The 15570-nt window shown below is 70.5% G+C and carries 11 protein-coding genes; all 11 read right to left on the minus strand.

Translation table 11 applies throughout. The features are described from left to right. Complete coding sequence (locus tag GUY60_RS02110; protein ID WP_161693108.1) at positions 1–624, minus strand: acyltransferase; 624 nt, start codon at positions 622–624, stop codon at positions 1–3. Between the two features lie 59 nt (positions 625–683). Then, complete coding sequence (locus tag GUY60_RS02115) at positions 684–2192, minus strand: hypothetical protein (protein ID WP_161693109.1); 1509 nt, start codon at positions 2190–2192, stop codon at positions 684–686. After that, positions 2189–3832 (minus strand): hypothetical protein, encoded by a 1644-nt coding sequence (locus tag GUY60_RS02120; RefSeq protein ID WP_161693110.1) that lies wholly within the window; start codon positions 3830–3832, stop codon positions 2189–2191. Before GUY60_RS02120 ends, GUY60_RS02115 begins: the two co-directional genes overlap by 4 nt. Next, the gene (locus tag GUY60_RS02125; RefSeq protein WP_161693111.1) at positions 3829–6072 is read right to left on the minus strand and encodes a bifunctional glycosyltransferase/CDP-glycerol:glycerophosphate glycerophosphotransferase; all 2244 of its coding nucleotides are present in this window, start codon (positions 6070–6072) and stop codon (positions 3829–3831) included. Before GUY60_RS02125 ends, GUY60_RS02120 begins: the two co-directional genes overlap by 4 nt. A 51-nt stretch (positions 6073–6123) precedes the next feature. Further along, positions 6124–8355: a bifunctional glycosyltransferase/CDP-glycerol:glycerophosphate glycerophosphotransferase gene (locus GUY60_RS02130; protein WP_161693112.1), complete on the minus strand. Its 2232-nt coding sequence runs from the start codon at positions 8353–8355 to the stop codon at positions 6124–6126. Positions 8356–8377: 22 nt separating this feature from the next. After that, positions 8378–10627, minus strand: a complete 2250-nt coding sequence (locus tag GUY60_RS02135; protein ID WP_161693115.1) for a bifunctional glycosyltransferase/CDP-glycerol:glycerophosphate glycerophosphotransferase — start codon at positions 10625–10627, stop codon at positions 8378–8380. Positions 10628–10916: 289 nt separating this feature from the next. Next, complete coding sequence (locus GUY60_RS02140) at positions 10917–11759, minus strand: MBL fold metallo-hydrolase (protein WP_161693116.1); 843 nt, start codon at positions 11757–11759, stop codon at positions 10917–10919. Further along, positions 11756–12334 carry a TetR/AcrR family transcriptional regulator gene (locus GUY60_RS02145; protein WP_161693118.1) on the minus strand — a complete coding sequence of 193 codons (579 nt, stop codon included), beginning with the start codon at positions 12332–12334 and terminating at the stop codon, positions 11756–11758. The genes GUY60_RS02140 and GUY60_RS02145 overlap by 4 nt, the downstream gene beginning before the upstream one ends. 170 nt (positions 12335–12504) lie before the next feature. Next, the gene (locus GUY60_RS02150; protein ID WP_161693120.1) at positions 12505–13179 is read right to left on the minus strand and encodes an aspartate/glutamate racemase family protein; all 675 of its coding nucleotides are present in this window, start codon (positions 13177–13179) and stop codon (positions 12505–12507) included. Then, positions 13176–14654: an MFS transporter gene (locus tag GUY60_RS02155; protein ID WP_161693122.1), complete on the minus strand. Its 1479-nt coding sequence runs from the start codon at positions 14652–14654 to the stop codon at positions 13176–13178. The genes GUY60_RS02150 and GUY60_RS02155 overlap by 4 nt, the downstream gene beginning before the upstream one ends. 195 nt (positions 14655–14849) lie before the next feature. Beyond that, complete coding sequence (locus GUY60_RS02160; protein ID WP_161693126.1) at positions 14850–15563, minus strand: DUF2470 domain-containing protein; 714 nt, start codon at positions 15561–15563, stop codon at positions 14850–14852. Between the last annotated feature and the right edge of the window lie 7 nt (positions 15564–15570).

The raw sequence follows: 15570 nt of genomic DNA on the forward strand, positions 1-15570 counted from the left end.
TCAGACCTCCGTGAGGACGCCGTCCCTCTCCGCGTGTACGACGCCGGTGCGCGGGCACTCCCACATCCCGCTCTGGCCGGGGAGTTCGCGGAGCCGCTCGCCGGCGCGGCCCACCCAGCCGATGTGACGTGCCGGGACACCGACGACTAGTGCGAAGTCCGGCACGTCCCGGGTGACCACGGCACCGGCGGCGACCATCGCCCAGCGGCCGACGCGTACCGGGGCCACGCAGACCGAGCGGGCGCCGAGCGACGCGCCCTCGGCGACCGTGACGCCGACGGCCTCCCAGTCGGCACTTCGCTTGGGCCGCCCTTCGGGGTCGACCGAGCGCGGGTTGTGGTCGTTGGTCAGGACGACCGCGGGGCCGATGAAGACGCCGTGGTCGAGCGACGCCGGTTCGTAGACGAGGGCGTGGTTCTGGATCTTGACTCCGTCGCCGATCCGGACACCGGGGCCGACATAGGCGCCCCGCCCGACGACACAGTTCGCGCCGAGTACGGCCTGTTCACGGATCTGGGCGAGCTCCCACACAGCGGTGCCGGGGCCCAGTGCCGTCGACTCGTCGACCTGGGCCCCGGCGGCGATACGGACCGGAGCGGGCGGTGCTTCAGTGTTCTGCTTCATGTGTTGTCGAACGACCCAACGGGCCTCTGGGTGCGGGGACTTGGCCCGTTCGATAGGTGCTATAGGTCCCGTTCCCGGAAGGAAGTCCGGTCGAGCAGCGCGGGGATCAGCGAAAGGCAGAGGACGCCGATGAACATGGGCGCTGCCATATAGCGAAAACTCTGTACGGGGTTGGCGGCGAGCACGGTGAGCTGCATGCCGAGTGGGACGCCCACGAGGCCGAGCAGAGCACGGCAGCGGCGGGCTCGGGAGAGCAGGGCGACCAGCGCATACGTGGCGTAGCACCAGGTGGCGCCGCGCCAGAACAGCCACTCCAACTGCGGGACGCCGAACGCGGCCCGGCCGAAATCCGCGGCGTCGTGGAGAGTTGACGACAGCGGTCGGGCCTTGAGCTGCGGCCGGTACGGGATTTCCTCGGCTCTGAACCCCCAAAGGTCGGCGGGGATCGACGTGGCGTACACCCATGTCCTGGCGGATTTGTCCGCCGGTCCGGGGAAGACGGCCCAGGCGATGTGGGATCGGCACAGGCGTGCGCCGAGCACCTGTTGCGGGGACTCGCGCAGGGTGCGCCACCACAACTGCACCAGCGGCTCGATGAGTTCGGCGGCGGCGGTCCGGTTCACCGACGCGTTGTAGTAGAAGACGTCGGACGCGTAGCAGTTGGTGCCGGCGTCGTGCCAGGTCGAGAGCGGTGCCACCTGACTCATCACCCGCAGATCGTCGGGGGTGAACTGTCCGGGTGTCCGCGCGTACGTCACGGCGAGGTCGTGGTAATGCAGGTTGTAGAAGAAGGCACTGCTCGGCTGTTCGATGCCGGCCGCCGGGTAGATCACGAGAGCGAGCAGCAGCGTCAGGCTGGTGGTGGCGGCTGCAAGGCCGGCGATCAGGAGCCGGGCCCCGGGCAGCGCCAGGAGAAGGGCCAGCGATGCGACCACGGCAACAGGGAAGCCGTTGTTGCGGAAGAGGTCGACGCCGAGCAGCCCGATGCACAGCAGCAGGAGCTCCGACCGCCGCGGACGGCCGTTCCACGTGCCCTGCACACGCCTGCCCAACAGCCGTACCGCCACGGCGAACACAAGGACCGCGCAGATCGTGAACGGCACGTCCTTCCACACGAAGACGACGAACGACCCGAGCGGTGGAGCCGCAGCGCAGGCCACCGCGGCCGGTGCGCTCCACCGCCCCCGCACTCCCAGCGTCCGCAGGCCGGCGCAGGCATAGCCGAGAACGGCGGACATCGCGAGGGTCTGCAGCAACGTCAACGCCGCCAAGTCCCAGGTGGCGTTGAGGGCCAGCCAGACCAGCGAGTTGTAGAGCACCGAGTGGTCCGAGCGCCAGTGGTCGGTGGAGACCTGCCACACGTAGACCACGGAGTCGATGGTCATCAGGCCCGGGTAGAAGGCCGCCCACCACAGCAGGTAGCAGGCCTCGCACGCGAGGAAGACGGCCAGCGGCAAGCGCAGGGCCGACGGTACGCGCGACCAGAGGGCCCGGACCTTCGTGGCCGCCGGCACACCGGACGCACCAGGAGGGACGTGCCGCGGTGGGCTGCTGCGAACGCTGGTCACGGCATGTACACCTTGCCCTTCGACGGGCCCCATGAGGGCTCCTCCGGCGAGGCGCGGGGCGGGACGACGGGACGTACGGCACCGCGCAGAGCCGGGATGAGCGACAGGCAGAGCAAGCCGATGAAGATGGGGGCCGCCATGTAGCGGAAGGTCGGCGAGGGGGTCGCGATCAGCACGGTGAGCTGCGTGCCCAACGTGACGCCTGCCAGTGCGAACAGGGGCCGGCAGCGGCGCGAGCGGGCGAGCCGGGTGACGATCGCGTAGGTGGCGTAGCACCAGATCGCGCCGCGCCAGAGGAGCCACTCCAGCTGGGGAACGTGGGCGGCCTCGTAGGCGAAGTAGGCGACGTCGCGGAGGCGTTCGGAGACGGGCTGGGGCTGGGCCGCGGCGTTGTACGGGCTCGTCTTCATCTCCGGGTACCACTTGTAGAACGCCGCCGGATCCACCGAGTCGAGAGCGTTGATCGTCCGACCGCCCTGGTCCGCGGGCCCGGGGAAGACGGCCCAGGCGATGTGTCCGCGGCAGAGCCGTGCGCCGAGCACGTGGTGCGGGGACTTGTGCAGGGTGCGGGCCCACAACTGGGAGAGAGGCTCGGCGAGTTGGTCGTCGATCTGTCCCTTGACGGCCCGGTAGATCGGGTCGGAGACGAAGCACTTGGCGCCCGCCGAGCTCCACTCCGAGAGTGGCGCGGCCTTGGCCATCAGCTGCAGGTCGCTCTTGGTGAACAGCTCGGGCGCCTGCGCGTACGTCACCGAGATGTCGGCGTAGTGGAGGTTGTAGAGGAGCGCCGTCGGCGGCTTCTCGACGCCGACCGCCTCGTAGCCGTAGAGCATCAGCGCCAGGGCCACGGAGGTGGTGACGGTGACAAGGGCGGCGATCACACGGCGCGCGCCGGGCAGCACCAGGACGAGGCAGAGCGCGGCGAGCACGGCGACCGGGAAGCCGTTGTTGCGGAAGAGGCTGAGGCCGAAGAACCCCACGCACAGCAGCAGGAGTTCGGAGCGGTACAGTCGGCCGCTCCAGGTTCCCCGCAGCCGCCTGCCCGTCAGCCGTACGGTGACGGCGAAGACGAGGATCGCGCAGATCGTGAACGGAACGTCCTTGCTCACGTAGACCGTGAACGAGGCGAGCGGCGGGGCCACGGCGCAGGCCAGCGCGGCCGGTGCGCTCCAACGCCCGCGCACGCCGATGTCGCGCAGGCCCGCGCACGTGTAGGCCAGCGTGGCGGACATCGCGAGCGACTGGAACAGCGTCAGCGCCCCGAAGCCGCCCGTGCCCATGAGGCTCAGCCAGAGCAGGGAGTTGTAGAGGACCGAGAAGTTGGAGTTCCAGTGGTCGGTGGTGACCTGCCAGGTGTAGGCGAGCGAGTCGTAGGAGATCAGCCCGGGGTAGAAGGCCATCCACCAGATCAGGTAGCAGGCCTGGCAGGAGAGGAAGACGACGAGCGGCAACCGGAGTGCGGGCGGTACGCGCGACCACAATTCCTGGGCCTTCGACCAGGGACGGGATTCCTGGGCCTTCGACCAGGGGCGGGGAGGGGCGTCTGACATGGCGGAGATCTCCTGGGCGTCGGACCGGGCGTCGGAGCGGGAGTCGGACGGGGCGTCGGACTGCAGCGGCGAGCGCGGTCGGTCGGTCATCGGGTGCCGTCCCGCACGGCGGAGTGGGCGGCGGCGTGCGGCTGGCGGGCGTCCTGCTGAGGGATGGCCGACACGGGGTGCTCCTGGCCGAGCATGATCAGGGAGACGGCCCGGGCCGCCGCGTGCCCGTCGTCGTATACGCAGAACCGTCGGCGGAAGGCGGCTCGGAGTTCGGCGGAGCGCGCGTCCTGCCACGCCCCGGAGGCGAAGAGGGCCGTCAACTCCTCGGCGCTGGTGGAGACATGACCCGGCGGCTCGGCCGGCAGATCGAAGTAGGCGCCGCGCGCCGCCCGGTACGCCGCCCAGTCGTCGGCGTGGACGATGATCGGGCGGTCCAGGTTGGCGTAGTCGAACATCAGCGACGAGTAGTCGGTGAGCAGTGCGTCCGAGGCGAGCATCATGTCCGCAGCCGAGGGCTCGTCGGTGACGTCGAGGAGCAGTCCGCGCCGCTGGAGGTCGCGCAGTTCCAGGCCACGGATCGAGGCCTGCGTGTCCCTCGGGTGCAAGCGCACGAGCAGGGTGAACGTCGGCCCCAACTCCCGTACCAGACGGTCGAAGTCGAGGCGTGGCACGTACGACTTGCGGTGCGGGCGCCAGGCCGGGGCGTAGAGCAGCACGGTGTTGCCGTCCGGGACGCCGAGCCGCTCGCGCAGGGCGGCCGCCCGCGCCGCGTCGCCCCGCACAAGCATGTCGTTGCGCGGGGCGCCGGTCGGCAGCGAGGTGAAGTGGCAGGGGTAGGCGCGGTCCCAGACCTGCTGCGCGTACGGGCTGGAGACCAGGCTGTAGTCCCAGCGGTCCGAACGGTGCAGCATCGCGCGGACCCCGATGTGATGCGTCGCCGCCGGGCGGCCGAGCAGGTCGACGCCCATGTGCCCGAGCGGCGTTCCCTGGTGGGTGTTGACGTGGATCTGTCCCGGTCGCTTGACCAGTTCGTGCGCCCAGTTGACGTTGTTGAAGAAGTACGTGCCGCGGTTCATCACCTGGTGGTAGCGCGCGGAGTCCGGGGTGACGTAGTCCGTGCCCTCCGGCAGCAGCTCCACCGCGTCCGGCCGCACCACCCACACCGCGCGGATGTGCGGGGCCAGCGTCCGGGCCGCGTCCCGCACGGCCGCGGGATCGCCGAGCACTCCGCGGTGCGAGAAGGCCGAGTACACGGCGAGCTCCGGATCGAGCGGGCGCCGGTGCTGGGTCCTGACGAGCGCGTGCTTGACCTTCCTGGCGGTCGTCCTGCGCAGCTCATGTCTCTTGCGGAGCGCGGCTTTCCGGATCTGTTCGGCCAGTACGTAGCTCCGGAACACGGGGTACGGGCTGCGGGAGACAAGCCGCCACTGGGCGCGGTAGGCGTCGTCGGGCGGGGTGAATCCGTCCGGCTTGTGGCGCCGGTAGAAGTCCACCGTCTCCCGGAAGAACGCGGACCGGTCCTCGGGCAGTACGCGCGCGCGAAGCGGCAGCGTCACCAGGAAGTGGTTGATCGTCCGCTCGAAGATCAGCGCCCGCGCCTCGTCCAGCTCCGGGTGTTCGTCGAGGAACGCGAACAACCCCGCGTACTGCGCGAAGATGTCGAAGTGCCGGCGTCCCGGGGTGCGGGTGATCGCGCCGCTCCTGCGCTGCAGATACTCGACGCACACCCGGTCGAGACAGGCGATGCGGCGGGCGCACATCAACACCTCGTACGTGACCGGGGCGTCCTCGTACAGACCCGGCTGGTACGTGAAGCCGTGGCCGGTGAAGAAGTCGCGGCGGTAGGCCTTGTTCCAGGCGACCAGGAACAGGTGCAGGTACTGCGGACTGCCCATGATGTCGAAGGTGTCCGTACCCGCGGCGGCGAGCAGATCCGCGGTCTGGCTCCGGCCGCCACGGCCCCACCAGTGGGTGCGCACATGGTCGAAGACGAGGACGTCCGGGTCGTCGGTGACGGTGAGCCGCTCGTCGATGGCGCGCAGCGCACCGGCCGTGTAGCGGTCGTCGCTGTCGAGGAAGAGCAGATAGTCGCCGGTGGCGTGAACCGCCCCCGCGTTGCGCGCCCCGCCGAGGCCGACGTTCTGCGGCAGGTGGACAGCGGTCACCCGGCTGTCGCGCGCCGCGTACTCGTCGATGATCGTACCGCAGTGGTCGGGCGAGCAGTCGTCGACCGCGATGACCTCGATGTCGGTGAACGACTGCGTGAGGATCGAGTCGAGGCACTCACGCAGGTAACCCTGGACCTTGTAGACGGGGACGATGACGCTGAAACGAGGCACGGGCTCTTCCACGGTCGCGAGGGATGGGGGCGGGTGTGCGGGGCGGTTGACTCAGTGGTGCAGGACGCGGCCACGGACGGCGGCCGGGGCCGGAACGCGCTCGCCCAGCGGGACGACCGGCGGCAGGTCCTCGGCCGGTTCGCCGAGCAGCACCCGGCGCACCACCCGCTCCGCGGCGAGGCCGTCGTCGAAGTCGCAGAACCGCTCACGGAACGCGCCGCGCAGCCGGGCCGCGGCCTCGCCCTCCCACTCGCCGCCGCGGAAGATCCGCGTCAACTCGTCCTGGGTTCGGGCCACCGCGCCGGGCGGCCCGGCGAGCAGGTCGAAGTAGACGCCCCGGGTGTCCCGGTAGACATCCCAGTCGTCGGCGTACACGACGATCGGGCGGTCGAGGTTGGCGTAGTCGAACATGATCGACGAGTAGTCCGTGACCAGCGCGTCCGCGGCGAGACACACCTCCTCGGGCGACCGGTGCTCCGTCACGTCGATCAGGGCGCCGGAGCGCACCATCCCCTCAAGCCCGGCGGAGCCCTCGTACGAGTGGTGGGCCCGCAGCAGCACCACGAACTCCTCGCCGAGCGCCTCGCAGAACGCGACGAGGTCCAACTGCGGGACGAAGTCCGTGCGGTAGTCGCGGTGGGTCGGCGCGTACAGCACCGCGATCCGGTCCTCGGGGACACCGAGGCGGCGCCGGGCCGTGGCCACGTCCTCGGCCGTCGAGGTGTAGAACGCGTCGTTGCGCGGATAGCCGACGTCGAGACTCTCGTACGAGCCCGGGTAGGCCCGCTCCCAGACCTCGGTGGAGTGGTGGTTCGAGGAGATGTTGAAGTCCCAGCGGTCCACGCGCTGCAGCAACTTGCCGAGCGGGCCCGCCGCGGCCGCCGCGGCCGGGAATTCCACCTGGTCCACACCCATGCGCTTGAGCGGGGTGCCGTGCTGGGTCTGCACATGGATCGTGCCGGGGCGCTTCTTGACCGCCATCTCGAAGTTGACGTTGTTGAAGGTGTACTTGGCGGTGGCCATCACCTCCCAGTAGCGGTCGCTGCCGATCACCACGCGCTCCGCACTGTCCGGAATCTCCCGCGCGGCGTCGTCCACCAGGAAGACCGTCCTGATGTGCGGGGCCAGACGCCGCGCCGCCGCGTGCACGGCGGCGGGGTTGCAGGCGTAACCGCGGCCCCAGTACGAGGAGAAGACCGCGAGGTTCTCGTCGACCGGCCGCTTCAGGAAGTTCTTGTACGCCTGGGTGTGTTGCCGCCGCAGCCGGCCGAGCCGGCCCCCGAACTTCTGGGACAAGCGGTCGAGACCGTTCTTCGAGCCGCGCAGCACGCAGAATGCCGGGTAGGAACCGGAAGCCAGCAACGCGTGCCGCAGTCCGGCGCTGCCCGCCGGGCGACGGTGTTCCGCGGGGCGGTGCTGACGGTAGAGCGCGGTGGCCCGCCGGAAGAACTGCCGTCGCGACGCCGTGTTCGGCAGCCGCCAGGGAGAAGCTGCGGTCTTGAGCACTTCGTGCACCAGCTGGCGGAAGATCCGATCCAGCAGCGTCCCGCTCGGTGCGGCCTGCGCCGCCCGGCGCATCAGCACGTCGAACTGGTCGAGCAGATCCATGTGGTGGGCGCCAGGGAGGCGCTTCCGGCTGCCCTGGCGGCGCAGCAGGTGGCGTAGGCAGATCCGGTCGAGCAGCGTGATCCGTTCTGCCCGCAGCGCGGCCAGCGCACTCCACACCGTGTCCGTGAACATGCCGGGTACGAAGGCCAGTTCGTGCCGGGCAACGAAGTCGCGCCGGTAGGCCCCGCTCCACGCGGGCACCAGCACATCGGGCAGCGCGGGGTGCTGTTCAGCCGTGAAGGTGCCGGCCGGGGCGCCTTCCCACAGCCGCTCGAGCGTCGCCCCTCGGCTGCCGTCGAACCAGTGCACCCGCTCATGGTCGAACAGCAGCAGATCGGGCTCCGCGCACTCGGTGAGCCGCGCGTCGATGAGGCCCAACGCGCCGGGCACCAGCGTGTCGTCGCCGTCGAGGAACAGCAGGAACTCGCCCTCAGCGCCGCTGATCCCCGCGTTACGCGCACCCGGCAGGCCGTCGTCCGAGGGCGAGTGCACCACCTTGACCCGCGGGTCGAGCTCCGCGCGCGCGGCCACGATCGAGGCGCAGAGCCCGTCCGATTCGCTGACGACAGCGATCAGTTCGACATCGGCGAAGTCCTGGCCGAGCACCGAGTCGAGACAGTCGGGCAGCCGCCCCGGCGCGCCGTGGGACGGGACAACAACACTGAAGCGGGGCAACGCACTCTCCTTCGGTGGGCGTTCAAGCGGTACTGGTCGGCAGCGTCACGGTCGGCTCCCGCCCTTGCCGCTGACCGGGTGTGACGGGCGCCGCCGGTTGCCGCTGCTCCACGATCAAGGCGGACGGCGGGACCACCGTTTCCCCGAGGAGGACATGCCGTACGACCCGCTCGGCGGCGCGCCCGTCGTCGTACGGGCAGAAACGTGTCCGGAACGCGGCCCGCCGCCGGTCGGAGCGTGGGCCGCGCCACTCGCCGGTAGTGAAGAGGTCGAGCAGCTCGTCCTCGCTGGTCGCGACGGCGCCGGGCGGGAAGCTCCGTACGTCGAAGTAGGTGCCGCGCGCCGCCTCGTAGGCCGCCCAGTCGTCGGCGTACACGACGATCGGGCGGTCCAGGTCGGCGTAGTCGAACATCAGCGAGGAGTAGTCCGTGACCAGGACGTCGCTCGCCAGGCACAGCGACTCGACGCTCGGATGGTCCGATACGTCGATGAGGCGGGACGAGTCCAGGCCCGCGAGCGGAGCGTCGGCGAAGTGGTGGGCGCGGGTGAGCACCGTGAAGCCGGGGCCGAGCGAGCGCAACAGGCGCTCCAGATCGATGGCTTGGCGCTGCGAGCGGCGGTAGTCCCGGTGGGTGGGGGCGTACAGGATGGCGACGGAGTCCCGGGGGATGCCCAGGGCTTCACGCATCCGGGCCGTGTCCTCGCCGGTGGCGTGCCGGTAGATGTCGTTGCGCGGATAGCCGTATTCGAGCGTGGTGTACGCGGCGGGGTAGACCCGCTCCCAGACGACCGTGGAGTGCGGGTTCGCGGACAGGACGTAGTCCCACTTGTCGCAGTTGGCCAGCATGCGCCCGACGTCGGTGTCGCCGACGGCGGCCGGCCGGTCGAGCAGATCGAGGCCCATCAGCTTGAGCGGGGTGCCGTGCTGGGTCTGCAGGAACACCTGGCCCGGTCGCTTGACGAGTCTCCGGTCGAAATTGACGTTGTTCACCAGGTACTTGGAGCGGGCCAGCGCCGTCCAGTACGCGGCCGTGCCGGGGGTGAGGCGACGGGTGGCCGCAGGAACCGTGTGCTGATGCGCGGGTTCGGCGATCCAGGAGGTGCGCACATGCGGGGCCAGTTCGCGGACCTTCGCCTCGATCGCCGCGGGGTTGCAGCCGTAGCCACGGCCCCAATAGGCGGAGAACACGGCGTCGTTCCGGCGCAGCGGAAGGAGCCGCTGCACGCGGTAGTGGAGTTGGAGCGCGGTCGCCCGCACGGCACGGTGCGCGGTGACGGCGGCGCGGTGGACGCGCTGGTGGAGGGCGCGCGCGGACTGCAGGGCGCGAAAGCTGCGGTGCGCGCCCAGGCGTACGAGCGCGTGCCGGACCCGGGTGCGCGCGGGGGGAGGCGTGCCAGGGGCGCGGTAGCGGCGGCAATACGCGCGGGCCTGGCGCAGGAACGCGGCGCGGCTCCTGCGCGGCAGCCGGTCGCGCGCCGTGAACACCGTGCAGAAGTGGTCGATCATCCGGCGGAAGACGACGGGCCGCCAGCGCGCGAGGGAGGGGTGCGCGTCCAGGTGGGCGAAGACCCGGTCGTACTGGTCGAAGATCTCGAAGTGCCTGCGCCCGGGGGAGCAGGTGATGGCTCCCTGCCTGCGCTGGCGGTAGCGCACGCAGATCCGGTCGAGCACCGCGATCGACTCCGCGGTCACCAGGACCGGATACGTCCAGGAGACGTCCTCGTAGTAGCCGGGGGCGAAGGAGAATCCCGCACGCTCCAGGAACTCGCGGCGGTACGCCTTGTTCCAGACGACGTGCAGGAACCGCAGCAGACCGGGCCTGTCGTCGAGGGTGAACACCGCCGGGCCCGCCTGGGCGAGGTGGGCCGTGGCCGTGTCGTGGGTGGTCCTGCCGGTCCAGTACGAGCGGACGTAGTCGTAGACCAGGACGTCCGGGCCGTCCGTGTCCTTGATCCGGTCCGAGATCGCCTGCAGTGCGCCGGGGGTGAGGGAGTCGTCGCTGTCCAGGAAGATCACGTATTCGCCGGTGGCGTGTTCGAGCCCGGTGTTGCGGGCGGGCCCGAGACCGGCGTTCGCCGTCAGATGGACGGCGCGCACACGCGGATCGCGCGCCGCGAACTCGTCGATGATCGCGCCACTGGTGTCCGGTGAGCAGTCGTTGATCGCGATCAGCTCAAGATCGGTGAAGGGCTGCTCCAGTACGGAAGCGAGGCACTCATGCAGGTATGCCTGCACCTTGAATACGGGGACAATCACACTGAACCGTGGCAATGGTCATCCATGGGTCGTGACAGCGGTGTATTGCCCGAAACGATCGATGGAGTGAAGGAGTTACGCCGGACGTGGCATCCAGGGGACCCCTTGGGTGAACGGTGAGGTCAAGCCGTGCCACCCGGAGGTGTGCGAAGTCGGGCCGTCAACGGGCCGAGGCGGTCGTGCCGTACGCGGATGCCACGTAGGAGACGGCGGCCCGCCGAAACCTGAACGGCCCCGAACCCGCCCTGTCATGAGGCGAGTTCGGGGCCGCGCGTGGGTCTGTCAGATCGTCGTCAGGCCGTCGTCAGACCGTCAGGGACGGCTTGTTGCGGTGCCGTGCCAGTTCCACCGGGTCGTGCGAGGAGAAGATCGCGACCTCGTCCCCTGCTGTGCGGGCGAGTTCGAGGAGGCGTTCCTGGTTGTGCAGGCGGGCGGTGCGCTCGGTCTCCACCAGGGTCTGGAAGAGGCGCAGGCCGGGTGTCGAGCGGGGGTGCGCCGGGTCGGTCTCGCCGTGGAAGAAGTACGCGTCCCCGGCGTGCAGCAGCCAGCCGTCGCCGGTGTCCACGGCCACGCCCGCGTGCCCCACGGTGTGCCCGGCGAGCGGGACGAGCAGGATCTCCGGCGGCAGCCCGGCGAGTTGACGGACCGCGTCGAAGCCGAACCAGGGCTCGCCTCCGGCCTCGTAGCTCCGCCAGTCGGGCCCGTGCGCGCGCTGTGCCGTGGGGTAGCGGAGCCGTTCCCCGCGCGTCCGGCCGGAGAGCGCGGCGTCGAGTTCGGTGCCGAGTACGTGCACCGTGGCGTGCGGGAAGTCGGGCAGCCCGCCGGCGTGGTCGAGGTCGAGGTGGGTGAGCACGATGTGCCGTACGTCCGCGGGGTCGTAGCCGAGTGCGGCGACCTGGCGGACCGCGGTCTCGTCAGGGTCGAGCACCGGCCGGGCCGCGGCCCGGAAGCGGCCGCTGAGTGACCGCTCGGGCCGCGCGATGTCGTCGAGCCCGAGCCCCGAGTCGACCAGGACCAGGCCCTGTTCGGTCTCGATCAGCAGGCAGTGGCAGACCATCTCGCCGGTACGGAACGGGCTGCCCGTGCCGTTGACGAGTCGGCGGCCGAAGGGGCGCATGGTGCCGCAGTTGAGGTGGTGCACCTTCATCGCAGGGCCTCCGCGAGGGTCGGCCGAAGGTGGGCGCCGACCGCGAGCAGCGGCGCGACGTCCCGTCGGGTGCGGGCGAGGAGCAGCGCGCCCTCGATCGACGCGAGCAGGACGACGGCCAGGGTCGCGGCCCGGTCGGCGTCGGCGCCGTGCGCGACGAGGTACGCGGCGATGGTGTCGGTCCACGAGCGGTAGACCTCGTCGCACGCGGACCTGATGGTGTCGCTCGACCCGGCGGTGTCGAGGGCGACCGTCGCCACCGGGCAGCCGGCGGTGAAGTCGGAGGCGGTGAGGGCGTCGGCGAGGTGGGCGAGGACGGTGTCGACGGCGGCCTCGGGCTTCTCGGCCGCATCGAGTGCCGTCTTGATCAGCAGACACATCTCGGCACCGGCCAGGGTGAGCGCCTCGGACGCCAACTGCTCCTTGCCGCCGGGGAAATGGAAGTACAGCGAGCCCTTGGGCGCCCCTCCTTCGGCGAGCACCTGGTTGAGTCCGGTGGCGTGGTAGCCCTGCGTCTGGAACAGCGTGGCGGCGGTCCGCAGCACGCGTTCTCTCGTATCGGTTCGGCGTGGCATGGCTTTTAATATACAGACTGGTCTAGTGAGTGGAAGGGGATGGGCGGGGGTTCGGATAGCGGCTTGGGCGGTGGCTCGGGGTATACGCGAACCGCCCGACTCCCGTCGTACGAACGGGAGTCGGGCGGAACTGGGTGCGGGGGTGCGCGGGTGCGTGAGGGGCGCGGGGCTCAGCTTCGGCCGAGGGCTCGGCGTACCTCCTCGCAGGCGGCCGGGATCGGGCCGATGACCGGGACCGGGAAGCGGTCGCGCAGGGCCTGTGCCGCTTCGCCGAGCGGGCCGCCGCCGATGATCACGGCTTCGGCGCCGTCCTCGGTGACGCAGGCCTCGACCGCCTCGGCGAGGCGCTCCCGCATCTCCTCGGGGGTGGAGGCCAGGTGCAGCGGGTCGCCCGGGGTGAGGCGGATGCCGGTGTACCGGGCGGAGTGGCCGAGGTGTTCGACGCGTGCCTCGATCGCCGCGGCCAGGCCGGGGGTGGTGGTGGCGATGCCGAAGCGGCGCCCGTCCGCGGCGGCCTCGGCCATGGCGGCCTCGGCGATGCCCACGACGGGGAGGTCGGTCAGGGCCCGGAGTTCCTCGACGCCGGGATCGCCGAACGCGCTGACGACGAAGGCCTCGACGCGCGCGCCCTCGGGTCCGGCGAGGGTGCGCCGGGCCGCGTCCAGAACCTGCGGTCCCGCGGCCCGCAGCACGTCCTCGGTCACCAGCATCGACGGGCCCTCGGTCACGGTGACGCCGAGCACCTCGTACCCGTCCTCGGGGCGCAGGGTGCGGCGGGCGATGGTGGCCATCATGTCGGTGGTGGCCTGCGCGGTGTTGGGGTTGATCAGGGCTACGACGGTCACGACTGCTTGCTCTTCTCCGGCGAATCGGTCGGGTCGTCCGTGGGGCCGGCCGGGGCGAGGGGCGCCAGGTCCGCGTCGTCCGCGGCGTCCTCCATGGACTTGCCGAAGGTCTCCGGCGGGAACTGCACGGACACGGCGAGGCCCGCGAAGAGTATGCCGAGCAGCGTGAACATCCCCGCCATGCCGTACGCGTCGAAGGCCGCACCGGCGAAGATCGGGGTCAGGCCGCCGGCGAGCGAGCCGAGGGCCAGGATGATCGATGTGCCGAACGCCCGTACGCGGGTGGGGAACTGCTCCGGGGCGAAGATCCAGATGGTGGTGTTCATCGTGATGATGCAGCAGTTGACGGCCGCGCCGAGGATCAGGATCAGGGGGACGTTCGTGGCCAGGAAGCCGAAGCTGAACGCGGCCGCGCAGCCGAGTCCCGCGGTGATGGTGAGGACCAGCTTGCGCGGCACGTAACGGGCCGCGGTGGACGCGATCAGGGCGCCGAGCAGCGAACCCGACTGCATGACCAGGGTGAAGACAAGGGACTTGGTGATGCTGTGGCCCTGGGCCACCAGGATCGTGGGCATCAGCGAAAGAATGGAGATCTGCGCGCCGTACGACATGCAGACGGCGACGCCGAGGGAGAGGGTCCGGCGGCGCAGCGCGCCCGCGAACACATCGCGCAGGCGGTTGCGTTCGGGCACGACCTCTTCGCCGCTCTCGACGGCGTTGATGTACTGCTCCGGGTCCTTCAGCTCGCCGCGCAGCTTGCCGGAGGCGAGCCGGTTGAGGACCTGGTTGGCCTCGTCGACCTTGCCTCGGGACAGCAGGTAGCGCGGTGTCTCGGGGACGAACCGGCGGTAGAACAGCACCAGGAGCGCGGGCAGGGCGAGCAGGCCGAACAGCCAGCGCCAGCGGTCGGGTCCGGAGGCGAAGGTGAAGACCAGGACGCCGAAGCCGGGCGCGAGCATGTTGCCGAGGCCGCCCGCGGTGACGTTGATGATGCCGACGGCGGTGCCTCGGTGCCTGGCCGCGAAGAACTCGGACATCATCGTCACGGCGATGGCGATCTCGCCGCCGAGGCCGAAGCCGACGATGAACCTGCCGATCGCCACCACCGCGTAGACCGGGGCGAACGCGCAGATCAGGGCGCCGAGCGAGAACAGCAACAGGTTGACCGTGAGCATCGCCCGGCGGCCCATCTTGTCGCCGATGATGCCGGTGGTGAGCCGGCCGAGTGCAGCCGCGGTGAAGGTGATGGTGTTCAGGAAGCCGAGTTCGGCCGCCGTGGTGCCCCACGACTCCTGCAGTACGGGCCCCACGAGCCCGACCGCGTTCTGTTCCAGCGCGTCGAAGAACACGCCGAGCAGCACCATCGCGCCGATCTGCTTGTGCGCACCGGTGACGCCGATCCGGTCGAGCGTGTCCTCCAGTTGGCGATGGCGTGGACTCGCGTCCGTGGCGCTGTTCACCGGGGGAGCTTCCATGGGGATCCTTCCGAGCAGAGCGGAACCCGAAAAATGGAATACCATTTTCGGCACGCGGAAGTTTTGTCCGGCGGTGAGGGTGGCGTCAAGGGTTCTTTCGTACGGAAGTTGGGTGGGGTCGGGGCCCGGGCGCGAGCGTAGAAATGGGATACCGTATGCCGTCACTCGTGGTGAGGGCTGCGGTTGGGGCGCGGGTCAGTGGTCGGCCGGGGAGTGCTGGTCGTGGTGTGCGCAGCGCGGCATCGTGAGGAGTCGGCGGACCTGTTCGCCGGCCTCGACGGCGTCCCGTGCCGTGGTCGGGAAGAGGAGTCGCAGGTCGCAGTGGCCTTCGCGGTACTCGCAGCGCAGCGTGATCGCGTGTCGGTCCACGGCGAGCGGCAGTGCGCGGAGCACGCCGTGCGGGAGCCGGGAGCCGCTGAGCACGATCAGGTCCGCGACCATGTCCTCGTGCGCGTCCGCGAGATGGGTGAGCATCGCGGCCTCCTCGACGGCGAGCGGATCGGGCACGGCCAGGGCGAACTCGTCGAGCCCGACCTCTTCTTGGGCCCCCGTCGCGGTACGCAGCGTCACCCGCGCCAGGTCGAGCCGTAGCGTGCCGCTCGCTCCCTGTTCGGCTGGGGCGAGCCAGCCGGAGATGGTCACCCGCGTCCGCACCCGGTCGCGCAGTGGCGTCGGCGCGATGTCGGTGAACTCCAGGAGCGCGGCCACGCTGCCCCGCTCCGCGGCCTCGATCTGCGCGGTCAACGGGCTGTCGGCCTGCGGGTGGAGGGTGATCTGCCCCTTCCTCCCCACGGAGTGCATTCCGATCAGGTCGTAGTCCTGCCCGTCCGTGGTGAGCGAGAGGGAGACGGCTTGCGCCAGTACGGAGCGGACGCGCTCTGCCGCGGTCTGCTCGGGGAGTTGGGGCATTTCGGGC

The organism is Streptomyces boluensis (genome assembly GCF_009908195.1).
GTDB classification, from domain to species: domain Bacteria; phylum Actinomycetota; class Actinomycetes; order Streptomycetales; family Streptomycetaceae; genus Streptomyces; species Streptomyces boluensis.